17 protein-coding genes are annotated in these 23,328 nt (G+C 42.3%); 4 read left to right on the forward strand and 13 right to left on the reverse strand.

The window, feature by feature from the left end:
- Nucleotides 1–105: 105 nt before the first annotated feature.
- On the reverse strand, nucleotides 106–657 hold the full coding sequence (locus QZT69_RS13855) for a hypothetical protein (protein WP_294675602.1): 552 nt from the start codon (nucleotides 655–657) through the stop codon (nucleotides 106–108).
- A gap of 137 nt (nucleotides 658–794) precedes the next feature.
- On the opposite strand from QZT69_RS13855, the gene QZT69_RS13860 reads away from it, so the two are divergent.
- Entirely contained in the window at nucleotides 795–2,765 is a 1,971-nt protein-coding gene (locus tag QZT69_RS13860; protein ID WP_294675603.1) for a tetratricopeptide repeat protein, read from the forward strand.
- 43 nt (nucleotides 2,766–2,808) lie between these two features.
- Here the strand turns inward: QZT69_RS13860 and QZT69_RS13865 are convergent, their stop codons facing one another.
- From QZT69_RS13865 to QZT69_RS13875, 3 genes are all read right to left on the reverse strand, one after another.
- The gene (locus QZT69_RS13865; protein WP_294675604.1) at nucleotides 2,809–4,890 is read right to left on the reverse strand and encodes a TonB-dependent siderophore receptor; all 2,082 of its coding nucleotides are present in this window, start codon (nucleotides 4,888–4,890) and stop codon (nucleotides 2,809–2,811) included.
- 167 nt (nucleotides 4,891–5,057) lie between these two features.
- Nucleotides 5,058–6,932, reverse strand: coding sequence for an ABC-F family ATP-binding cassette domain-containing protein (locus tag QZT69_RS13870; protein ID WP_294675605.1), 1,875 nt, complete (start codon nucleotides 6,930–6,932; stop codon nucleotides 5,058–5,060).
- 81 nt (nucleotides 6,933–7,013) lie between these two features.
- Nucleotides 7,014–7,478, reverse strand: coding sequence for a DUF4293 family protein (locus QZT69_RS13875; RefSeq protein ID WP_294675606.1), 465 nt, complete (start codon nucleotides 7,476–7,478; stop codon nucleotides 7,014–7,016).
- A 173-nt stretch (nucleotides 7,479–7,651) separates the two neighbouring features.
- Between QZT69_RS13875 and QZT69_RS13880 the strand changes: the two genes are divergently transcribed.
- The gene (locus QZT69_RS13880; protein WP_294675607.1) at nucleotides 7,652–8,539 is read left to right on the forward strand and encodes a T9SS type A sorting domain-containing protein; all 888 of its coding nucleotides are present in this window, start codon (nucleotides 7,652–7,654) and stop codon (nucleotides 8,537–8,539) included.
- Between the two features lie 96 nt (nucleotides 8,540–8,635).
- Here QZT69_RS13880 and QZT69_RS13885 read toward each other — a convergent pair whose 3' ends face one another.
- The 6 genes from QZT69_RS13885 to aroC form a co-directional block, all read right to left on the reverse strand.
- A complete protein-coding gene (locus QZT69_RS13885; protein WP_294675608.1) occupies nucleotides 8,636–9,763 on the reverse strand; it encodes a hypothetical protein in 1,128 nt (375 codons plus the stop codon).
- Between the two features lie 166 nt (nucleotides 9,764–9,929).
- The gene (locus tag QZT69_RS13890) at nucleotides 9,930–10,547 is read right to left on the reverse strand and encodes a response regulator transcription factor (protein WP_294675609.1); all 618 of its coding nucleotides are present in this window, start codon (nucleotides 10,545–10,547) and stop codon (nucleotides 9,930–9,932) included.
- Nucleotides 10,548–10,634: 87 nt separating this feature from the next.
- A complete protein-coding gene (locus QZT69_RS13895) occupies nucleotides 10,635–13,718 on the reverse strand; it encodes a two-component regulator propeller domain-containing protein (RefSeq protein ID WP_294675610.1) in 3,084 nt (1,027 codons plus the stop codon).
- A 79-nt stretch (nucleotides 13,719–13,797) separates the two neighbouring features.
- A complete protein-coding gene (locus QZT69_RS13900) occupies nucleotides 13,798–15,072 on the reverse strand; it encodes an NAD(P)/FAD-dependent oxidoreductase (protein WP_294675611.1) in 1,275 nt (424 codons plus the stop codon).
- Nucleotides 15,073–15,166: 94 nt separating this feature from the next.
- Nucleotides 15,167–16,966: a hypothetical protein gene (locus QZT69_RS13905; RefSeq protein ID WP_294675612.1), complete on the reverse strand. Its 1,800-nt coding sequence runs from the start codon at nucleotides 16,964–16,966 to the stop codon at nucleotides 15,167–15,169.
- Nucleotides 16,967–18,034 carry a chorismate synthase gene (gene aroC, locus QZT69_RS13910; RefSeq protein WP_294675613.1) on the reverse strand — a complete coding sequence of 356 codons (1,068 nt, stop codon included), beginning with the start codon at nucleotides 18,032–18,034 and terminating at the stop codon, nucleotides 16,967–16,969.
- 476 nt (nucleotides 18,035–18,510) lie between these two features.
- On the opposite strand from aroC, the gene QZT69_RS13915 reads away from it, so the two are divergent.
- Entirely contained in the window at nucleotides 18,511–19,065 is a 555-nt protein-coding gene (locus QZT69_RS13915) for a hypothetical protein (RefSeq protein WP_294675614.1), read from the forward strand.
- Between the two features lie 52 nt (nucleotides 19,066–19,117).
- On the opposite strand, the gene QZT69_RS13920 is transcribed toward QZT69_RS13915, so the two are convergent.
- From QZT69_RS13920 to QZT69_RS13930, 3 genes are all read right to left on the reverse strand, one after another.
- Nucleotides 19,118–20,527 carry a phosphoglucomutase/phosphomannomutase family protein gene (locus QZT69_RS13920; protein ID WP_294675615.1) on the reverse strand — a complete coding sequence of 470 codons (1,410 nt, stop codon included), beginning with the start codon at nucleotides 20,525–20,527 and terminating at the stop codon, nucleotides 19,118–19,120.
- A 128-nt stretch (nucleotides 20,528–20,655) separates the two neighbouring features.
- On the reverse strand, nucleotides 20,656–21,636 hold the full coding sequence (locus QZT69_RS13925) for a DUF3137 domain-containing protein (RefSeq protein WP_294675616.1): 981 nt from the start codon (nucleotides 21,634–21,636) through the stop codon (nucleotides 20,656–20,658).
- A gap of 3 nt (nucleotides 21,637–21,639) precedes the next feature.
- The gene (locus QZT69_RS13930; protein WP_294675617.1) at nucleotides 21,640–22,155 is read right to left on the reverse strand and encodes a LemA family protein; all 516 of its coding nucleotides are present in this window, start codon (nucleotides 22,153–22,155) and stop codon (nucleotides 21,640–21,642) included.
- Between the two features lie 167 nt (nucleotides 22,156–22,322).
- Between QZT69_RS13930 and QZT69_RS13935 the strand changes: the two genes are divergently transcribed.
- Entirely contained in the window at nucleotides 22,323–23,267 is a 945-nt protein-coding gene (locus tag QZT69_RS13935) for an alpha/beta fold hydrolase (RefSeq protein ID WP_294675618.1), read from the forward strand.
- Nucleotides 23,268–23,328: the final 61 nt, after the last annotated feature.

Consider the following 23,328-nt stretch of genomic DNA (forward strand, 5'->3'; position numbering starts at 1 on the left):
TTTTTTTTTTCAAGCAGAAGACGGCATACGAGATTCGCCTTAGTCTCGTGGGCTCGGAGATGTGTATAAGAGACAGGAAAAATGGTTAGTGTATTTTTCATGGAATTAAATTAAATGAGTCAGGTAATCAATGAGGATCAGTACATGTTCTTTTTGCGCATTCATTAGGCGGCTGGTGTAGGTAAGTGAGTGAATGCTTCCGCCTCCGCTGTATTCCTCCTTCATCAATTTACCCGTCAAAGCGCGCTCTTTTTCCATGAGTACTTTCCAGTTAGCTTGCCAGGAAATCACTAATTCCCGGTCTTCCGGATTCATTTTATCCAAAAGAATAGTGTAATATTTATCAATCAATAATTCATATTCGGAAGCACAGGCAAGCGCAGCTTTGTTCATTCCTAAAGTAGTGGCGTCCGCATCCAGCTGCTTGCGGTACAAATTTTCGACTATAAAAGTATCTTTAAGGAACAAACGCTGAATTGAATCCGCGAATTCACTCATTCCTTCCTTAAATGTTGTTTTCTCTTCTAAATTCCTGGCTTTCACGGTTAATCCTGCACGCCATTTGGTTTTCATGTTTTCCATTTCGCTATCGGAAACCTGTGCAGAAAGGGAAGAACCGTTAAAAAGAATTAATAAGAAGACAATTCGGGAGATCATGTTTTTTATTTAAAAGTATAAAATCTAACAGATTTAAACCAAAATAATGAAACTTTCCTTCAAAAAAGGAAATCAAAACGCATTGATGACTATTTTATTAATTTTAATTCGAAATTACGTTTAGCGCTACCTTACTTATGAAACAAAGAATAGCTGTCCTTGCAGCATTTTTCACTTTACTTTGGACATTTTCCTTTTCACAAACAGAAAAACAGCTCGACTCCATACTGGTTGTATGCTCAAAAATGAAAGACGACACCAATAAAGTCATCTTTCAAAATGAGATTTCCTGGTCCTTCAAATATTCACATCCGAAACAAATGGAAAAATTGCTTTTCGGGAATGTGAAACTTGCTAAAAAACTGAAGTACAATCCCGGGATCGCTTTGGCTTACAAGAACCTTGGAATTCTAATGGACGAAGCCGGAAACATGCCGAAATCGATCGAGTGCTATCAGTTGTCCATTCGTTATTACAAAAAAGCGCATGACGAAATGGGAGTTGCAAAAAGTGAAGCCAATATCGGGATCCTTTACCGCGATCTGAAGCGCAACAAAGAAGCCATTGAAAAATTCCACGCTTCCAACAAAGTTTTCATCCGGAACAATTTCCTGCAGGGACAGCTGATCATTTACGAAAACATCAGCATCTGTTATGAATTCGAAGACCAACTTGATTCGGCGACAGTCTACATCAAAAAGGCCATGGATATTATGAACCGGCTGGGAACGGTTGATCCGGACGTTTATGGGAATTACGCCAATATTTTCATGAAACAGAAAAACTATCCGAAAGCCATCGAATACTATGAAAAAGCCATTTCAATCCTGGGATCTGCATCAAAAGGGACTACCTGGACGGACAATTTAGGACTGGCTTACTATGAGCAAAAACAATATGCAAAAGCACTTCCGCTTATCGAGGCAAGTATTCGGAATGCCAATAACATTTACAACGCAAACGTCATGGCTACGCATATGCACCTGGCCAATGTGCATCATGCCATGGGAAATGATAAAGCTGCTTTTGATGTTCTCAAGACCTATATAACTATCAAAGACTCTATTTTCTCATTGGAAAATGCACGTCAGCTTTCCGAACTGACTGAAAAATACCAATCGGAAAAGAAGCAGATCCAAATTGAGAACCAGAAAAAACAGATCAAAAGTGAGCAAACTCAAAAATACTTCTTCGCGGCCAGCATGATTGTTTTCATCGGACTTGGATTCTTATTGTTCCGCTCGCTAAAACAGAAAAACAAGGCAAATAAAATTATCCTGGAACAAAAAAACCTGGTAGAAGATCAGAAGGACGCTTTGGAATACAAAAACCGGGAAATCCTTGATTCGATCACGTATGCGAAACGCCTCCAGGACGCTATTTTACCTGCTGTTGATTACTGGCATAAAACCTTACCCGAAAGTTTCATTCTTTACAAACCGAAGGATATTGTTGCCGGGGATTTTTACTGGCTGGAAAAACATACGGTTTCGAACGGCTCAGTTTCGGAAGACTATTTGTTCTTCGCTGCCGCTGATTGTACGGGACATGGCGTGCCCGGTGCAATGGTAAGTGTCATCTGCTGCAATGCACTAAACCGTTCCGTTTTGGAATTCAACCTGGTTGAACCCGGAAAGATCCTGGATAAAACACGTGAATTGGTTATTTCTACCTTCAATAAAAGCGCTGAAAATGTAAAGGACGGAATGGATATCAGTTTGGGCTGTTTGAATGTCAAAACCAAAGAACTGCTCTGGTCCGGAGCGAATAATCCACTCTGGGTTGTTCCTGCACAAAGCAATGAAATCATCGAATGGAAACCGGACAAGCAGCCAATCGGGACGTATGCTGATGAAAAACCGTTCAATACGCATTCCATGGTTTTGGAGTCCGATACAACGATCTACTTATTCACCGACGGTTATGCAGATCAGTTTGGCGGTGAGAACGGAAAGAAATTCAAATACAAACAATTCAAAGAATCCATTCTGGCCATTCACAACCGTCCGATGGAAGAACAAAAAGAACACCTGGAAACAACCTTCGAGAATTGGAAAGGGGAATTGGAACAAGTGGATGATGTTTGTGTGATTGGGATACGGATTTGATTGAAAAAACAAATCATGAATCATTGCTTCGCGTTACTACGATTTAATGTTTCCCTCCAATTACCCATTTCAAATCCACAAAAACAGTTCGTGGTTTTGGCGGACCGTACACGAAATTACTGTCCCGGTACTTGGTGGTGTCAAAATCGCTTTGATAACTGTCGAATAAGTTTTGAACTCCGGCTCCTATCCTTACTGTTTGTTCAAATTTATGGATGTGTATCGCTCTTTCTGCGCGGATTCCTACATCCCAAAAGGATTTCGTTTTCAAAATAATATCGCTGTCCAATTCAGGAGCACCTCCGAAATGCGGCACCAGCATGCTTCCCGTGTACACGCAGCTTAGCGAACCCGACCAGCTTCCCTCCGGGAAAATAGAAATTGTGGATGAGCCATATACATTCGGAGTTCTCAGAAAAGCTTTGATCGGTTCCACTTCCAGCGACCATTGCTGCGCTTCTGTAAAGCGCGATTCCTGGTAAGTTACGTTCACGTCAACCTGCAAATACTTATGCCAGCGTACCCGAACGGATTCACTCAAACCACTTACTTCCGCATTCGAACCATTGGTTCGCAGGAGCAGAGTTTTGTTCGGATCATCACTCGGAATTTCGTTCAAAACAAAAGAATGAAGCAATTGTGTGTGAAAAAGTGTGAATTCGGAGGAATACAACATGCGTTTCCTTCTTCTACTCCAATTTGCCTGCGCGGAATATGCATGTGATTTCTCGCTTTTCAAATCCTTATCTACGCGAATCTGGGAAATTCCACCGTTCGCAAATGCAATGTGCATATCTGTTTCGAAGACCTGCGGCGCTTTAAAGCCATTTCCATAAGACAGGCGAAACTGCCACTGTCCGTTCGGTTTAAACAAAACAGCAGCTCTGGGAGTCACTATCAGGTTCTGAAGGTTGGAATGGTTGGTTGTTCTTAATCCTGCCACGAATGACCAAAGCTCACCCAAATCCAATTGTTCCTGTATGAAACCTGCAAATTGCGTAATGTGTTGATTGATGTAATAATCGTATCCCCGGATCTCGTCCTGCATGAAGTCATAATAATGCTCCACACCTCCAACCAGGGTCGATTTACTCTTCTCCCCGAAGCGCTGTGTAAAGTTGAACTGAAGTCCCGACTGCCAGGTAATATTGTTGGTTTTTCCCCACGCCTCAGCATGGTCCAGGCCTGTATAGTGATGCCTGTTTGTTTTTTGATATCCGGTATATGCCTGGAGGTTCCATTTCTTATTGCGTGATTTCCATAATCCGGAGAACTGCCCGATGCTGGTAATCTGATTTCTGAATTCACTTTGATCTGCCTGTTGCGGATCTCCGTTCCAAAACTGTCCTCCCTGCCGCTGTTCATGAAGGACCCAAAAATCAGCATGCAGTTCAACGGATCTGCCAATATTCCGGAACGCATTGATTCCCAGCAAAGAATTGTTTACCCTTGGAATTTCCGTAAAACCATCTCCGTTACGGTCGTACCCATCCCGGAATTTATTCATCCCGGAGAATAAAAATCCGCTCTTTTTGGATTTGGAAACAAACCCTCCGTTCAATTGAAAAGCCTGTTCTACCGGCCCGTTCGGGATTAGGGAAAGCTTGTCGGAAACTTCGATAAAATTGTATTCCGGGTGTTTGGTAATGATGTTGATTGTTCCTGCTATGGCGTTCGAACCGTACAGAACAGATCCCCCCCCGTTTACCACTTCTATCCGGTCTACTATATTCGTCGGAATTTGTTCTAATCCGTATAAACCCATCAGGGAAGAAAACAACGGACGACCATTGATCAGGATCTGGGAATAAGAACCTCCCAAACCGTTCATTCTTACTTGTGTGTAGTTACAAGTCTGGCAATTTGTTTCCATACGGATACCAGGAGAGAATTTGAGCGCATCGGAAATAGATGACGCGGAAATAGCTCTAAATAATTTTTGGTCCAGGGTAGAAACGGAAATAACGCTGTTCTTTTTGGATTGAGCAACACGGCTTCCCGTAACAGTTATCTCCTCTATTTCTTTCAGGGAATCAGGAAGTGTTCTTAAGGAATCAGAGTACTGATTCTGACTCATCGTTACAAATGAACTTCCCCAAAAACCGAAAACAAGTATATACTTCACGAAAATTATTTTACGCAAATATAAAACTATTTTTAGTCTTGTCTAAAATTATTTTAAAACAATTCCAAAAAGCTTGATTCGTGCATACAAAAAATGGGACAATTGCCCCATTCATCTATTTTAAGAAATAAAAATAATCATCTGTTCTTCGCGAGCTTACTGGTGTGCTACGCGAACTCCGACAATTCTATCCAGCGCTCGGTTTTTTCATCGATTTCAGAAACAATGGAATTCAGTTTCTCACCGGCTTCCATCAATTGTTCGGTTGTTGCTGAAGAATCAGACAATACATTCGTCCATTTCATTTTTTCTTCTTCCAGGCGCTCCAGGTCTTTCTCGATCTGATCGAACTCGCTCTTTTCTTTAAACGATAGTTTGCGCTTCTCTTTCGGAGCTTCTTCTGAGATCTGTTTCACTTTCACTACTTCAACCGGCTTATCATCTGCCTGCTTCTCTTTTTTGTAATCGGCTGCAGTCTGTTTTCTAAACTCGGTATAGTTTCCAATGATGTCTTTGATCGCTCCCTGGCCTTCAAAAACAAATAGGTGGTCTACCATTTTGTCCATAAAGTAACGGTCGTGCGAAACAACGATCAAACACCCTTCAAAAGTTCTCAGGTAATCTTCCAGAACACTCATTACAAAGATATCCAGGTCATTTGTCGGCTCATCCAGGATCAGGAAATTCGGATTGGCCATCAAAACGGTCATCAATTTCAAACGTCTTTTCTCACCACCACTCAATTTGTGTACAAAGTTGTAGTGCATGTGACGCGGGAACAGGAATTTTTCCAGGAATTGAGCTGCGGAAAGCTGGCGTCCTTTTTCCAAAGGAATGAACTCGGCGATATCGCGGATCACATCAATCACTTTTTTGTCTTCATCCACTTTGATCAATTCCTGGCTGTAGTAGCCAAAAACAACCGTTTCCCCGGTAACTACTTTTCCTTTATCAACCTCTTCCCTGCCCTGTATCATATTCAGGAAGGTCGATTTCCCCGTTCCGTTATTCCCCACAATTCCCAAACGTTCCTTGCGCTGGAAGTTGTAGGAGAAATTATCCAAAATGATCTTATCCCCGTAAGATTTCCCGATTTTATGCAATTCCAGGATCTTAGAACCCAAACGCTCCATTTTCACCGGGATATCAATCTCGTCTTCATCAATACGCTGACTGGCTACTTTTTTAACGTCCTGGAAATTCTCAATACGTGCTTTTTGCTTCGTACCACGAGCCTTCGGTTGTCTGCGGATCCAATCCAATTCTTTCTTGAAGGTATTTCTGGCTTTATCGATTGTGGATTGAAGCTGTTCCTGGCGTTCCGCTTTTTTCTCCAGGTAATAAGAGAAGTTTCCTTTGTATTTATAGATTGTTTTGTCTTCCAATTCATAGATCGTATCACAAACCACTTCTAAGAAGTAGCGGTCGTGTGTCACCATCAGGATCGTGGATTTTGATTTGGACAAGTATTCTTCCAGCCATTCGATCATGTCGAGGTCCAAATGGTTGGTTGGCTCATCCAGGATTAAAAAATCCGCTTCGGCAACCAAAACCTGGGCAAGTGCTACCCGTTTCTTCTGTCCCCCGGAGAGACTTCCTACCAGCAAACTCGTATCATTCAATTTCAGTACAGAAAGGATCTGGTTCACCTTCACTTCCATGTCCCAGGCATTCAGTTCTGTCAATTCTTCATAACAAGCATGAATCGCCTCTTCATTTCCTTCGCGCAAAGCCTGGTTGTATTTCTTCACGATTTGCAACTCAGGCATATCGTGTGAAAAAACCGCTTCCAGGATCGTATGGTTCTCATCCAGGTTTTCTGTTTGCTGCATAAATGCTACACGCAGGTCATTCCGGTAAACAACACGACCCGAATCAATTTGTTCCAGGTTCATCAAACAACGCAGCAAGGTTGTTTTACCATTCCCGTTCTTTGCCACAATGGCCACTTTATCTCCCTGGTCAATCCCAAAAGTAATATCTGAAAAGATTACGCGGTCACCGAAGGATTTCGTCAGGTTTTCAACGGAAAGAAAATTCATGTTGTTTGATTTTTTTTATAGCATGTAGGGGCGAAAAATTTTTCGCCCCTACATGCTCAATTGTCTATTATTATTTCAAAATTATCTCAAGCGATTCAAAGAATCAATCGTCTTCTTGTCTTTGCGGACTCCACGAATTCCTAAGAACACAAAAACAAACGCAATAGCATGCGAATAGAATGTAATACCAAAAGAAAGATTCGTTGCCGCTTCACCGCAAGTTGTACATTGTGAAGGCTCTACCACAGCACCCAAAACGATCCATGCAGTACTAAAAATATTCAGTATCAGTAAAATCCATCCTAAGAAAATCTGACGGTGTCGCATTTTGAACGAGAATATAATCATCACCGCAAAAACAATCTGCACAACCGAAAGCATCCAGAAATCTACTTTTTTAAAGACATCCTCCCCTTTAAACAATTTATAAGCTGTTGCATGAAAATCATCTGCCTGGTGGTAAGCGAACAGATCTGTTCCGAAAAGGGTTGCCGCAACCAATAGAGCTGCCAATAAAAAGTAAACGGTTTGTATGCGCTGGATCATGTTTTTCTCAATTTGCCTCAAAGATATCATTTTAGGTCCGTTTCAATTCTATTCCACCACATTTTAATCAATGATACCCGGGACTTTAAATCTTTTTAAGAAAATTTATGGAAAATCATTTTAGCTTGCATCTTGCTTACCGACAACAATTTAGAAACCAAAATGCAGCTGCTATGAAAACTTTCGGAATCCAAACACCTTGTACGGAAGATTGGAACGGAATGACTCCGAGCGAAAAAGGAGCTTTCTGCCAGAAATGCGCTAAACACGTGCATGATTTCAGTAATAAATCCAATCATGAGATCAAATCGACTTTGCTGGAATTGAGCGGTCAATCGCTTTGTGTGCGGATGACCACCCGTCAGGAGGATGAACTCAATGCAGAATTTAAAGCCTGGCTTTCTCATAAAAAACGCAATCCACAGCAATTATTTATAGCTGCATTGCTGATTGTTTTCGGACTGGCACTTTTCAGCTGCGAGGATGAAAGAGACCAGCGCAAAATCGAATCTGTGCAGCAGATCGCCTACAATATCGCTTCTGAACAAACGGATAAAATGGAGACCGCACCGGCAATTGATTCGCTCTCGGAACCTGCACCTCCGGAAATCGTACGGTCTGAGGAATATTACACTGTAGGAGCTTACTACGTGCCATTTGTTCAAGCACCGCCACCGGAACCAAAAGCAGAAGAAATTATTGAGGAACACATTCTCGGTGGAATCGGTTCTATCAGTTATGCCACCTTTTTAGAAGAAACCACCAAAGACGTGGAACTGGATGAGAACGGTGTTCCCTATCCGACTGAATTCAAGGCACTAACCTTCCCAAATCCTGCGGTAGAAAGTACCACGCTTGAAATCCAGGTTCCGGAAAAAGAGCGTATGGATATCCGGTTATACGATGCAAGTGGGAAGTTTATCCGCGAAATCCATTCCGGGAAGGTTTCCAGGGGCGCATTCCGCCAGCAAATTGACCTGAATGACCTGAACAGCGGACTCTACCTCATCATTATTCAATCCAAAGCCTTTAAAGAAACGGTACGTGTAGTGAAAAATTAAGGAATAGCAAACGGCCGGACCACTTACACTAATCCGACCGCTCGCTGCTACCTAACCGTTATACTTAAACTAAAGTGGGAATCGGGTCATAGGTTCTTAATGTGCCGCATATAAAATATAGGATCCTGAAACCCAGGAATTGGATGCATAATCCCAGAAACCGTCCCAATCTCCGGTAGCCGGTGAACTTGCATTTCCATCCCCGTTGGTATCGCCGCCATTGGCATCGTCTTTATAAGACGTGAATATGACACCTGATCCCATATTGATATGATTGTCTGTTCCCCTTGCTATTCCGTAGGAAGACTGTGTAAACTTCAGGATAACATTGTTGCCGATATTGATGTTTCGCACAGCACCGCTTCCACCGCCGCTAAAATTTGTAAGTAAAACATATGGTACTTCCGAAACATTGTAGCTGACCGATTCACCGATCCCGCCCCACATAAATATCCCGTTTCGGGTATTCTTTTCTGCCGGATTTTCCGGGTTGTGGAAAACGTTATTGGTATTCACCGTATAATCGAAACTGCAGTAAAGCGGTCGGTCATTGTCGTAGAAAACATTATTGGTAAATACAGAAACAGAAGGATCGTTCATATAGCTTCCTCCATGGAAAACATAAGCCGACGATGAGCTTGTGTTGCTTTGAGTATGCGCAAAAGTACAATGATCAAAGGTAAATGAAGGACCAGCAACAGAAATCACAACTGCATTGTAGTAACCACCGTCATTTCTTCCCGAATACAGGAAATCACAATAAGTAAACGTATTCCCGCTTCCACCGTTCAGAAAAATATTCTGCCAGTCTCCTTTTTGGGCTGTAGTTGCCGTTCCGTCTCCGTTAGAATCCCCGCAATAACTATCGTCCTTGATGGAAGTAAAAACAACGCGCTGAGTATTTGTTCCGTTAGCGGCAATTTTCCCCGAATTGATCACTTCAATCTGCGCATCTACATCCAATTTAATGATTGTTCCCGGTTCGATCGTCAAAACAGAGGTTACCGTAACCGGGCTTCTTACAATGTATACATTTCCTGCTGTCCAGGTGGTAGGTGTGGAAATCGTGGTACTTCCTCCATTCGGATTTACTTCAACAATGTTACAGGTTGCAGGAACCGGCGGTACTGGTTCCGGAATTTCTTTCTTTGAACAATCAACAGACATCAACATGAGCCCGAACGCTAAAACCAACAACTTTGCTACTCTCATCTTTCTCTTCATAAACTTTGTTTTGAGCAAAATTAGCGGGTGCATAAGCAGCTGTCAATCAACCATTCGGTTCATTTTATTAGCATGTTCAAAAAATAGAAACGTTCAAAAAGTTCAATGAATAATGGAATCTTGAATGGTGTTTAAAAAAAATCATTTGAACATGTGAACATGTGAACTATTTCCCATATAATTTGTTCACTGCTTCGGTTTTATTCTGTACCTGCAGTTTTTCGTAGATGTGGTTTAAATGGCGTTTTACGGTACTCAGGGTGATATTCAATTGATCGGCAATTTCTTTGTAGAGATAACCCTTACTCAATAAGTCGAGCACTTCCCGCTCTCTTTTAGAGATCAGCTGCAAGACCGGATTCTCCACTTTACTGAAAGACTGCAATACCTTTCTGGCTATTTTGGGCGACATCGGGCTTCCTCCTTCGTGCAGTTCCATGATGGCTTCCACTATCTTCTCCGGGGCAGTATTTTTGAGAATATACCCGGTTGCCCCTGCTTTCAATGCTTCAAAAACCTGGTCGTTGTCTTCGTAAATGGTGAACATGATGAACTGGACTCCCGGATCTATATTCTTCAGCTCAAAAACGCATTCTATGCCGTTCTTTCCGGGAAGATTGATATCTGTAATAACAACATCGGGCTTTAATTTCGGGATCTGTTCAATGGCTTCTTCAGCCGTTTCGAACGAACGTATCCAATGCAGGCGTTCATCGCTTTCAATCACAGATCGCAATCCCTGCTGGATGTCTACAATGTCTTCTATGATACAAATCCCAATCATAACGGTTACAAATTACGCATTTAAACGATTATGGCACAATGAAACAAACGGTTGATTTTTTCCTGGAATCAGGAAGTATTTGAATGATCAGGAAAGCGGGATCTCGAAAAGTAATTCTACACCGTTTTCACTATTCTTCAATTCCATCCTTCCTTTCAGTCGGCTTATGCGTTCCTGCATGGTTTTCATCCCGTTCCCGCTTCTGTTTCTTTCCAATTCAGGTTTTAATCCTCTTCCGTAATCGCGAATAAGGATAGATAGTTTCTCCCCCTCGGCACGAATTTGAATAAGCACCCGTTCTGTTTGTGCGTGTTTTACGATGTTGTGTAATGCTTCCTTAAAGATCAGAAACGCCTGCCGGCGGATCTCTCCGGATATCTGCTGATCTTCCCGGAACTCATCCAATTCCATTTGAACTGAAATCCCGCTGGTCTCAAAATATTCCATGGCATAATAGCGCAGGTAACTCATCAAATCGGCCAGGGAATCATTTTCTACTTTCATAGCCCAAATCAATTCGCTCATGTTCTTCACCAATTCCACCGAGGTTTCATGAATTCGGTCCAACTCTGCACGGTTTCCATCCTTCCGGATTGCCTCTTTACTTAAGTAGGAAATTTTGGTCAAACCACTTCCAAGGTCGTCGTGCATATCATAAGCAATCCGGTCTCTTTCATTCTGCACGGCTTTTTGTCTTTCCAATACAGCCCGTTGTTTTTCTATTTTCCGCTGGAAATAAATGCGTGTTATTAAAAAGATAATGACTGCACTCAATAAAATAACCAGCAATTTGAACCACCAGGAACGGAACCAGGGAGTAGCGATCTCGAAACGCACCGGTTCTTCCAGGTAAATCCAATTTTTGGTACCCGGGATTTTTGCCCGAAGGTGGAATTTATAAGCTCCCGGAGGAAGTGACGGAAATATCACACTGGAGTTCGTTCCGAGTGAGATCCATTTCCCGTAGGAACCTTCCAGCAGGTAACTGTACTCGATTTGTTCTTTTCCTAAAGGGTTCAAAGTGGAAAAAGTAAACTGTACCGTATTTTGGTACGGACGAAAGTCATGCGTTTTCACAGGATCCAATGCTTGTTTTTGATTGGAGACCAGGAATTCATCCAGGAAGACCTGCAATTTCCGGTTTTCTGTTTTTAAAAGCTTTTTTGGAAGGAAACGCAGCAAATAATTATCTGAGGCAATCCAAACGGTTCCTTTTTGAAGATCAAACCAGGAACTTTGGTCAAAGTGCTCGGATGGAAAACCGTTTGCCAGGCCGAAATGTTGGACCGTTTTTCGATCTGAACCCAGACATGCCAAACCTTTCCTTGTTCCAACCCACAAACGCTGTTGATCATCGAAGGTAAGGTTGTAAACAAAATTGGATGGAATTCCCTCCTTCTTTCCGTAGAAGATCGTTTTTCCCGATGATATGTGGTAGCATACCAATCCCATCCCCTCAAATCCAATCCAGATATTCCCAAGCTTATCTGCTGCCAGGCATTGGATAATGCTCTGGTGTTGTTTTTCAAAAATATCCGCAAAGTTGATCTCTTCAAAACTATCGCTTGCTTTGATCCAATGTGTGAGGATCTGTGTCTTATTGCTCGAAAACCAGATATCCCCGTTCGGAGCTTCCGAATAACTGGTAAAATAAGATCCTGAAAACGATGCTTTATTTCTTGAAAAATGAATGGCTTTCTTTGTAACAGGATTGTATCTCACCAAACCTCCGCCGGAGTTACCGCTAAACCACCATTCTCCTGTTCTGCTAAGAAAACCCAGACAAACAAGTTCCGACTGACTGAAATACTTCTTTAAGAAACTCAATTCCGTTACTTTATCCGACTGCAGGTTCACCACTTTCAGAATAACACCTCTTCCTCCATGAATTAATTGCTCTCCATCTCTGAAAACAAACCAGGAATCTTTCAGTTCCTTTTTGTGATATGGCTCAAATCGTCTGTTATGTTCCCAAAGGCGATAAGCTCCGTAGCCATATTTTACGGCAATCAGCTCGCTGTCAGATATCCGGCACACATTCATCAGGGGTTCATCCGAGCTGGTTTTTAAATCCCATTCATCGATCAGGATGCTGTTTTTATTCATTACACTCACACCTTTGTAGGTAGCAGCCCACAGGTTTTGGTATCGGTCGATAAATAAGTTTGTCACCAATTCATTCGAGATAGAGAACGGAATCAGCGGATCGTGTTTGAATACACTTGCCTGGCGGGAAATAAGGTTCAGGTAAGCTACTCCCTGGTTTCCGGAGGCCCAGACCATGTGCCTGCTATTTCTGTCCGGAATCATTTGGTTCAATAAACCACACAAGTCTTTCTGCAGCATCCCGGCATCCCAGTTGAATAGCACTTTACCCCGATAATCGGTTTCAAATAATCCTTTGAAGAAATTAAGGAAGTAAATGCGTTTGCGGAACTGGTCTACATACATTGCCTCATACCCTGTATTGAATAGTCCATCCCAGGGTAATTCCGGTTTAAACGTTTCAAATTTCCGGGATCGGGCATCAAAAACAAAAAACTCTTTGGCCGATGAAACCAGGTATTTTGAATTCCCAAGCAATTTCATTTGTATTCCAAATCCCTTTTTCTTCAAAGGCGGGATTACCGATTGAATAATCTTTAAAGAAGCATCCAGAATAAAAAGGGTATCGGTTGAAGAAACCAGGAAACGGTTATCTGCTGTTCTTTCAACATTCAGGGTATGGCGGTTCCTTAAGCTTTTCACCGGGGTGAATTCCTGCGAGATACAATTGAGAATAAATGCTTTTCCGTTTCCGAGAGTTAGCAACATTCGATTCGGGGCGACTTCGAAGAAAACCCGTGAATTATCCAGCACCTGTTTTTCTCCGAGTATTTCACTCGGATAGTAGGATTTGAAATTCGTTCCGTCAAACCTGCTGATCCCGCCCTGGGTAGAAATCCAATAAAATCCACGGCTGTCCTGGGCGATACCGCTGCAAACAGCTTCACATAAGCCGTCCTTAACCCCGTAGTTCATGAACTGTCCAATACCGGATTGCCCCAAAACATCCGGGGAAAGGAATAAAACCAAAAAGAATATCCACCTCAGCGGACTTAAAGTATACCTGTTGATCAGCAAACCGCAGTTTTGATTGTGAAGACCAAAACTACAATTTAAAAAAAACAAGTTCAAATGTTTAACCCGCTCGGCTACATTTTAAACATTTGAACTCTTTCAACTATTTGAACTTATTAAACTCCCTTAATCAATCGTTGCTCCTGGTGAGTTCCCGGTCGCGTTCATCACGCAGGATCAAACGCAGAGAGGTATCTCCGGTAATATAACGCCATGCCCAATTGAAAAACACCGCTATCTTGTTCCGGATACTCAGAATAAGCATAAGGTGAAGCACCATCCATACCATCCAGGCAAAGTATCCCTGGAATTTAAAATTGGGAAGTTCCACAACGGCCTTGTGCTTTCCAACGGTTGCCATTGTTCCTTTGTCCTTGTACTCGAAAGGCTGCATTTTTCCTCCTGACCAGCGTGCACGAAAATTCTTCGCCAGCGTTTTCCCCTGGTTAATCGCTACGTTTGCTAATTGTGGATGCCCTTGAGGATATTTCTCTGTTTCCATATAGGAAATATCTCCAATAGCATAGACATTGTCGTAACCTTTAACCAATGAATACCTGTCGACTGTGTAACGTGCTCTGACCATAGTAGCTTTTTCCAAACCCGGTAATACATTTCCCTGTACTCCTGCAGCCCATATAACCGTTTGCGTAGGAATTACTTCGCCTGTTTTTAGCATTAGCTTGTGTCCGTCGTAAGAAGAAACCACCGTTGAAGTCCTTACTTCGACTCCCATTTTCTCCAGGTATTTGCGAGACCATGTTCGTGATTTATCGCTCATGGCATTCAGGGTATTCGGACTTCCTTCGAGCAGCGTGATTTTCAGTTTTGAGAAATCATAATTCGGATAATCGTGCGGAAGGACTTTGGTTTTCATTTCCGCAAATGCACCTGAAAGTTCAACTCCGGTTGGCCCTGCTCCAACAATTACCAGGTTCATCAACTCATCCTTTTCTTCCTGGGTATTTACGAACATGATCTTTTCAAACTTGGCCAGGATTGTATTGCGGATATGGATTGTCTGCTGGGTCGTTTTCATTGCGAGCGTATTTTTTTCCAAATCAGGATCTCCGAAGAAATTGGTTTTACAGCCTGTTGCAATGATCAGCTCATCGTAAGGAATTTCTCCCATGGAAGTTTCGATGATGTTATCTTCCGGGCGAATGTGCTTTACGGTTGCATACCTGAAATTTACGTTTTTCCTGCGCCTGAAAATAGCCCTGAACGGGAAAGAGATATTTGAAGGTTCCAGGCGTGCGCTGGCCACCTGGTAAAACAAGGGTTGAAACATGTGGTGGTTTTGTTTATCCACCAGGACAATTTCACAATCGGACTTAGCCAATTTACGGGCGAGATTTAATCCCGCAAAGCCACCACCTATGATGACTATCTTTTTTCGTTTCATGCCTATGAATTTAAGCATTAATGCCCGAAAAAAGATTACACTGAAGACTGTTTTTGTTCGAAAAACAACATTTTTTATGAATCGAAATCCGGAATCAGTTCATCTTAAAAAGACGGAGTTGCAAATCCTTAAATTTCATTGCTTTTCCTCCTGCCATGAGTGTACATTTCACAGAATCCACTTCACTCCATCTGCGATCAGGAATCACATCCACACTGATATCCTCCCAGGTCTTTACATGATCAAAACGCCATCCGATCAGCATGTCTTTTCCCATCACAAGAATCCCATCCTTAAAATAGTCTGTATGCACTACCGGATTCTCTCCTCCGGAATTTAAATACCCTTTTAGTGTAACACGTATTCCGACGAACGAGTTTGAATCCTTTACCTGTAAACGCTTTGCTGCAACAGCTCTTCCCGGAACGAACTGCTCTCCGGCATATCCGTAAACTTTCCCGGGAATAAGTGCTTCTTCCCCCTGGTAAAATCCAACCGGACTGCCAATTTGAAGACTATTTTCCGGTAAAGTATCAATATCCGAATGAAATGCAAAATTGAACCTTGAATCCGTCTGCATAAAAGACTGCTTCCACATACCGTAATTCATATAACCGTAATGGATGATCTCTTTTTTCTTTTGGAACTCATAGGTTTGATATATCACTACGAAGCCTGAAACCAGGATTAAAATGAGCACGCGCCCCCATAATTTTGAATAGTGGGCCAGGTAAGCAATCGGAATGACCCAAATACCGTAAAAATCCACTACCGGACGAAAACCAAGTGAACCGCCATACCACCAACACCACCAGGATGACATGACGTAGGTTGAAAGCACAATGAAAATCAACACTCCAACAAACATCCTCCTGTTTTTAAAGAACATCCATATCAATCCGGGAATCAGCAGCAGCATTACGGGACCATAAACAAAAATTCCCTTTCGGAAACCGAAAAGAGTTTCCCAGAAGTAAGGATCGTTCCAGTTTGTAAATCCTTCGTTGGAATAACTATTCAGTTTGATCTCCCCCATCTGCAGGTAAGTGAACCCAACCTGGATAACAACCGGAATCAGGAACAAAAACAGGGTCGGCAGCAAGAGCTTCCAGGATTTAATAAACGTGATTATTCTGCTAAGGAATTCCTTATTCGTAGCGAACAAAAATGGAAAGAAGGCAAGAATTAACCCGTTTGTCGGACGGATCATCAAGCTGAGCCCAAGCAAAAAGCCAAAGAACAACATGTTTTTAGGTCTGTTTTCCTGGATCCATTTCAATCCGTTGAGTAAGCACAAATTGATAACGGCAAAGCAAAAAATGTGCGAATAAGGAATTTCAATGTAAACGTAATAGCTGAAATTGGTTCCCAGCGCCACTGAAAGCACTGCAATATAACAGCCGAAATAATCTATTTTTAAACGCCTTAAAAGTAAAAACAAGGCTATAAGACCAATCATTGCATAGAATCCCATTCCTACGTTCAACCAGAAAATATAGGGCCAGGTGTATCCATCCGTATCTTCTCCGATGAAATGTGCATGTGCATGTCCGACCAGGAAAAACGGGGTCAGGCATTGGGCCGTCCCTGTAAAATACTTATTATGAAATGTCCCGTCCGGATTTATATCGACCCCATCTTCAAAACCGGCTTTCGGGTATTTGTCCCTTATACTATCATGGAAAGTAAACTGATTCCCTTCGTAGATGAACCATTCCGGTAAGAAGGCATAATATCCTGCGGCATCCGAATAGACCGGTGTTGCTTCTTTAGCTGCGCTTCTGGTCCAGCCGTATCTCCTGTCAGATTTTGTTCCGAATAAATAGGTTAACGAGAGAAACAACAAGAAAATCATCCATCTCTTCGCTAAAAATCTTTCTAGATTCTGCATCATTTAGTGGTAAGCTTTTTGAATTAACAGGTAGTCAAGTATTACCAAAGCAGCCATTGATTCTACGATCGGTACTGCTCTGGGAACAACACACGGATCATGCCGGCCTTTGGCAATCAGCGAAACGGCTTCAAAAGATTCGTTGATCGTATCCTGTGGTCTCATAATGGTTGCTACAGGCTTGAATGCAACCCGGAAGTCGATCGGCATTCCGTTTGAAATTCCTCCCTGTATTCCCCCGGAGTGGTTTGTTTTGGTTTTTCCGTCAGTCGTAAATAAATCGTTGTGTTCGGAACCTCTCATCGCCACAGAACTGAATCCAGAACCGATCTCAAACCCTTTTACAGCATTGATAGACAGCATCGCTTTCCCCAATTCGGCATGTAGTTTATCAAAAACCGGTTCTCCCAGTCCGGCGGGTACGCCATCTATTACACAGCGGATGCTTCCACCAATCGTATCTCCTTCTTTCCGTACTTCACGAATAAGCGCTTCCATTTGTTCTGCCAGTTCTAACGAAGGAACGCGAACAATAGTTGATTCGCTGACCTCTTTCAGCCCGGAATTCCATTCACCGAGCCACTGAAGCGAACCGATTTGATCCACAAAAGCATCGATACGAATCTCCTGTTGAGCCAGTACTTGTTTCGCAATTGCTCCGCCTACTACCCTGGAAACGGTTTCCCGTGCTGAGGAACGGCCGCCGCCGCGATGGTCCCGGATACCATATTTTTGCTGATAAGTGAAATCGGCATGTGAAGGCCGGAATGCTTTTTCAAGTTCGTTGTAATCAGCTGATTTTTGATCTTCGTTTTCAACCAGGAACCCGATTGGTGTTCCAAGCGTTTTTCCTTCGAAAATTCCGGAAAGGAATTGCACCCGATCGGATTCTTTTCGCTGGGTTACAATTGCAGACTGCCCGGGTCTTCTGCGATCAAGTTCTTTTTGTATTTCCTCGAAATCGATAGAAAATCCGGCAGGGATGCCTTCCAGGATGCCCCCAACTGCTTTGCCATGAGATTCTCCGAAGGTGCTTAACCGTACTAAATTTCCAAAAGTTGAACCAGCCATGATTCAAAAATAAGAAAAAGCGTAGCTTTTGAAGACTAAATTATGACAAACGTTAGTGCGAAAATAATTTAGGAGACTCGTAGCTTTTGAAGACTAAATTATGACAAACATCAGTGCGAAAATAATTTAGGAGAAGCGACAAATCTTGATAACTGAATTCACCGCGGCGGATTAGTGCAGTTCTACAAAGAAAGATTCATTCTAAGGAGGCCAAATTGAGTCCTCCCGCTGACGGATTAGTACGAATATGATTTGGAAATAATTCCCCACATGAATGTTGAAAAGACCGGAATCTGTTTCAATATGAAAAACACTTATTCAATTTGAAATAACAGCTCAATCCCTTATTCGAACTCATAAGATCAAATCCGTTCTGTTATTCCCATTTTAAAGGCAATTAATTTTTTTTAACAACATCATATCCGCTTATGGCAAAACCCTTGAATGGTTTGGAATACAAATCAAAACACTTAGTCATGAAAAATTCGATGAAATTCGCAGCCCGTATATTGATGCTTTGCTTTACTTTGAGTATGACAGGTAATCTGTATGCGCACCCTTCGCATCCACCGAAGAAACAAAAACACAGGTATTATTACTATCCGAGACAGAATGTCTATTATGATCCGGCGGCAAGTGTTTATTTTGTCTGGGAGCGTAATCACTGGAAACCTATTCCCCATTATTGGTCCACAAGTTATTTCGTTTATTCCGACTCTCCGCGCATGGAATTGTGGATTGCATCCGAGCATCCCTACTATTATAATCCGGAGCATCGAAGAACATATTACGCATATCGTGTTCCGGCACAGGCTCCAAGACCCGCTCCGGCACAGGCAAGGCTGCGGGTTGACAGCAGGCCGAAACCAAATGTGAGTTTCCATTTGGAGATAAACTCCAGACCGGAACCACATCCGGTTTATGTGGAAGAACGCGTGATTGTTGTAAAGGAACGTGGTCGCGGTCATCATCACCATGGACATGGACACGGTCATCATCCTGGCCATGGCAGAGGCCGCGGACACCATTAAAAAGAAAGGCCCCGCACTTCGACTTCGCTCAGTGACCGGGGCTTTTCTTTTTTTAATTACATATTGTTTCCTCGGTTATTTTCAGGATTTCCCTTACTTCTTCCAATGTCGGAGCTTCTGCATAAGTGCGCAAGACAGGTTCTGTGCCCGATGCACGGATCATCATCCAGCGGTTATCATCGAAGAAGAATTTCCATCCGTCAATTGTTCCTACTTCGCTTACAGTGTATTTTCCGAATCCTTTGTATTCGTTATTACTGCATTTTTCAACGATTGCCTGTTTTTTCTCTTCCGTCAGGTGTAAATCGTTTCGTTCGAACTTAAATGCTCCAACAATCTCGTACACTTCTTCGATTAATTGGTCAAGTGTCTTACCTGATTTCGCCATGTATTCCCAAATGATCAATCCCATCCAGATTCCGTCACGCTCAGGAATATGTCCTTTTACTGCAATTCCTCCGGATTCTTCGCCACCGATCAACACATCTTCATCAACCATGATGCCGGCAATGTACTTGAACCCGATCTTTACCACTTGATACTCTAAGCCATAGTGCTCTGCCAGTTTTTTTACACGCGGGGTTGTACTGAATGCAGTAACTACTTTTCCGCTCATTCCCTTGTTACTTACCAAATAATGCAGTAACAACAAAATGATGTGGTGAGAATCGATGAATTCACCTTTGCCGTTATACAAGCCAATTCTGTCTGCATCTCCGTCTGTTGCCAAAGCACAGTGAATATTTCCTTTTGCAATAATATAACGCTCCAATTCCTGCAGGTTCTTCTGGATAGGCTCAGGTGCCTGCCCCATAAAGGACGGATTGTAATCGCAATGAAGCAGCTGCACATCCGGCAGAATGCGTCTGATCACATTTTGACCGGCTCCGTACATGGCGTCGTATACCAGGTTTAATCCCGATTTACGAATTGCTTCCAGGTCGAAGTTCTTTTCAATGTGCTGTACGTAACGTGTTTCAAAGTCTACGATTTCCAGTTTTCCGGATTTCTCGAATTGGCTTAGATCAACCGATTTATAGTCAAACGGAAGAGAATCCGGAATAATATCTTCGATTTCCTGGACCAATTCAGGCGTAAGCGGTCCGCCATAATGTGCTTTCAACTTATAACCGTTATAAGAAGGCGGATTGTGACTTGCCGTTAGAATAACTCCCAAACCACATCCCAATTGATTTGCGGCAAGAGAAATCATCGGTGTTGAAACGAAACCTTTCGACATCAACACTTCTATTCCTTCGTGCAAAAGTACTTTAGCAACAGTTTCAGCAAAAAGTTCTCCTGCAAAACGACAGTCATGACCCAATGCAATTTTCGAATTCCAATCGGATTTTTTAAGCCATTGAGCAGTTGCATAAGCCACACGTGCTACATTCTCTACTGTAAATTCATCTGCGATGATCGCTCTCCAACCATCTGTTCCAAATTTTATTTTAGTTGCCAAATTGATTCTGTTTTAATTGTTTCAAATATAATGAATACGGGGGATTCAGGATTGAAAATAAGCAGATAAATTGTCATTGCACGAGTGTCACACTCGCGCAATTCATTTAACTGCTAATACTAAATCGATTATTCCCTGGTCCAGATTCTGGTATTGAGGTTTAAGTCTTCGATAATACCTGTCATCAAGTTCATCATATTAATGATAATCCGATAATCTTCTTCCTTCAAAAGAGAACCAAAAACGGACGGTTCGAACAAATCCATATTGTTAAAGACTGCGATGTAAACCTGGTTGTTCCGGAAAGAAATTGCTACTTTGAAATTAATCCGTTTGGTCATATCCAGCAGTCTTTCCATCATCGAAGGTGTCAATATATAACGGCACTCCTGCTCATCGGTGCTGTAAACGGCAAATTTTTTCTCGAATTCCGGGTTTTCCAATTTTACCAAATTCCCCGGCCTGCTTGGATTCCATTGCTGGAATTTACGCCCCAGTTTTCCCAGATAACGTTCCATCGTATCGACGTCGATCATGGTTTCTCCGTGGAAATTCTTGTGGAAATCACTCACAAACAACATTCCTTTAAAGATCGTATGCCAGTGTTCCTGGCGATTTCCCTTACTATCGGTAGATACTGTTTTGTATTCCGTATGGATCTCCCCGAAAGAAAAGTCGGTTGCGTCAAATTTTCCCGAAATAGTATCTTCTGCTTTATAGCGGTCTACACGCTGCGTGAAAATTCTGCTTTCACCATATTGAGCCATCAGGCTTCTATGCGGGTCGTATTCCAATCTTTCATCCACAAATGTTACTACCGCCGGTATCACCTTTCCTTTGAACCTGGCTTTAAAATCTTTATAAAAACGCTGGTGCTTAATGATCATTACCACCAACGAAACAATCAGTACAATGCCTGCCGCGATGACAAAAGGAATGAAATTTCGGGTTCCCGAAGCAAGCCATACAATAAGAATCGCCGCTACCAAACCGAAACAAATAAAGAACCCAATCCAAAATCGTTTCACATACGCCTTTCTTTCGGCTTCCAGAACTCCCAAATCTCCGGCAATCAGATCTGCCTGAAGTTGTGCAAAATTGATTTCCATCGCTTAATCGTTGAATTTCAGGTATTCTTTCTTTTCCATGTTGTTTCGCTTTGCTATAACAGACGAAGGAAACTGAAGTACCGCATTATTGAAGATCTCAATGGACATGTTATATGTTCTTCGGGAAGCCGCCAATTGTTCTTCCATTTCGTTCATACTTCTCTGAAGCATCATAAACTGTTCGCTTGCCTTTAAGTCCGGGTACGCTTCTGCTTTGATCAAAAACTGACTGAACTGGTTTTGCAGCTCCTGATTTCCCAATGCCAGTGCTTCCGTATCGCGTGAACCTGATCGAAGAGCAGTTAATTTTTCCAGCAACTCTTTTTCATGAGTCATATAACCACTCACACAAGAAGTCAGCTGCGGGATCAGGTCAAAGCGTTTTTTCAACATTACGTCTACGGATGCAAATGCATTTTCAACCTGGTTTTCTTTGGCAATAAGTCCGTTCTTAATAACAATCACAGCAATCAGCGGGACGAGGATGATTACGGCAACCAAAATAATGATCAATAGCATATAGGTATTTTTTGCCGAAGATAATCAGACTCCCAAAAATTCCCTGTAATTTCTAATATTTTTTAGAACCGGTAATCATTTTATAGTGCCTTCTGTATTCTTAAAAGATCTTATAACTATCTTAAATTTAAATTTCAGGGGATTCTAGTCATTTAAACAGTTGTCAGATGATTATACAAGCAAGTAACTTCACGGATAAATTGACCAATTCAGGAACTGAACAGGCGATTTTTTACACCATTTTCCAGCCGGAAGAAAAACCGGTCAAAGCTACAATCCTTATCTTACACGGAATGCAGGAACACAGTGGTCGTTATACTGAATTTGCACAATTTCTTGCCGCAAACGGATATGCTGTGCTTACTTATGATCATGCCGGGCATGGGAAAACAGCTGTACTTGAATCCGACCACGGCTATTTCCATGCCACAAAAGCAGCAAAACGTGTAGTAGATGATGCGGAAAAAATGGCCGGACTATTAGAAAAAAGCTTTCCAAACGTTCCCCGTTTTGTTCTTGGACATTCCATGGGATCATTTATCACCCGGTGTTTGCTTCAACAGGCTCATGACCAATTTGACGGAGCCATTCTTGTGGGAACCGGGGGAAAGGAATTCATTGCCCCGATAGCACGGTTTGTGTTTTCGATCCTGAACAGCCTGGCGCCTCAAAAAAGAAGCAAAAGCCTGAACCGTTTTTTCAATAATCTGAATAATAAACGTTTCAAAAACGAAACTTCGGAAACCCGATGGCTGAGTGTCAATAAAGCCAATCAACTGGCATTCGTTCAGGATGAACTTTGTGGAATCCCATTTACACATAACGGCTTTCACACTTTACTGACCCTAAACATTCGATCAACCGGAAACGACTGGGCAGATAAAATCCCCAAAGATTTTCCATTCCTGTTTGTAAGCGGTGCCGAAGATCCTATCGGGAATTTTGGGAAAGGAGTTACGAAAACAGTAAAGAACATGAAAGAAGATGGCTTTTCAAACATCCAATTGCTTTTGTATCCTGAAATGAGGCATGAGATCCTGAATGAAGTTGTTAGAGAACAGGTTTTCGAAGATATCCGGAATTGGATGGATGACCGGTGTTCGGGGAGATAAAAAAATCCTTCCCGGTTTAAACGAGAAGGACTTTTACAATTATTTCAAACTTTGCGTCCTT

Source organism: uncultured Fluviicola sp., from assembly GCF_902168135.1.
GTDB lineage: Bacteria > Bacteroidota > Bacteroidia > Flavobacteriales_D > Crocinitomicaceae > Fluviicola.

What these genes read in the sequence shown, in the direction of transcription:
- QZT69_RS13855 (WP_294675602.1), bottom strand. Translation starts at nt 657, where the DNA reads ATGATCTCCCGAATTGTCTTCTTATTAATTCTTTTTAACGGTTCTTCC.
- QZT69_RS13860 (WP_294675603.1), top strand. Translation starts at nt 795, where the DNA reads ATGAAACAAAGAATAGCTGTCCTTGCAGCATTTTTCACTTTACTTTGG.
- QZT69_RS13870 (WP_294675605.1), bottom strand. Translation starts at nt 6,932, where the DNA reads ATGAATTTTCTTTCCGTTGAAAACCTGACGAAATCCTTCGGTGACCGC.
- QZT69_RS13875 (WP_294675606.1), bottom strand. Translation starts at nt 7,478, where the DNA reads ATGATCCAGCGCATACAAACCGTTTACTTTTTATTGGCAGCTCTATTG.
- QZT69_RS13880 (WP_294675607.1), top strand. Translation starts at nt 7,652, where the DNA reads ATGAAAACTTTCGGAATCCAAACACCTTGTACGGAAGATTGGAACGGA.
- QZT69_RS13885 (WP_294675608.1), bottom strand. Translation starts at nt 9,763, where the DNA reads ATGAAGAGAAAGATGAGAGTAGCAAAGTTGTTGGTTTTAGCGTTCGGG.
- QZT69_RS13890 (WP_294675609.1), bottom strand. Translation starts at nt 10,547, where the DNA reads ATGATTGGGATTTGTATCATAGAAGACATTGTAGACATCCAGCAGGGA.
- QZT69_RS13900 (WP_294675611.1), bottom strand. Translation starts at nt 15,072, where the DNA reads ATGAAACGAAAAAAGATAGTCATCATAGGTGGTGGCTTTGCGGGATTA.
- QZT69_RS13905 (WP_294675612.1), bottom strand. Translation starts at nt 16,966, where the DNA reads ATGATGCAGAATCTAGAAAGATTTTTAGCGAAGAGATGGATGATTTTC.
- aroC (WP_294675613.1), bottom strand. Translation starts at nt 18,034, where the DNA reads ATGGCTGGTTCAACTTTTGGAAATTTAGTACGGTTAAGCACCTTCGGA.
- QZT69_RS13915 (WP_294675614.1), top strand. Translation starts at nt 18,511, where the DNA reads ATGAAAAATTCGATGAAATTCGCAGCCCGTATATTGATGCTTTGCTTT.
- QZT69_RS13925 (WP_294675616.1), bottom strand. Translation starts at nt 21,636, where the DNA reads ATGGAAATCAATTTTGCACAACTTCAGGCAGATCTGATTGCCGGAGAT.
- QZT69_RS13930 (WP_294675617.1), bottom strand. Translation starts at nt 22,155, where the DNA reads ATGCTATTGATCATTATTTTGGTTGCCGTAATCATCCTCGTCCCGCTG.
- QZT69_RS13935 (WP_294675618.1), top strand. Translation starts at nt 22,323, where the DNA reads ATGATTATACAAGCAAGTAACTTCACGGATAAATTGACCAATTCAGGA.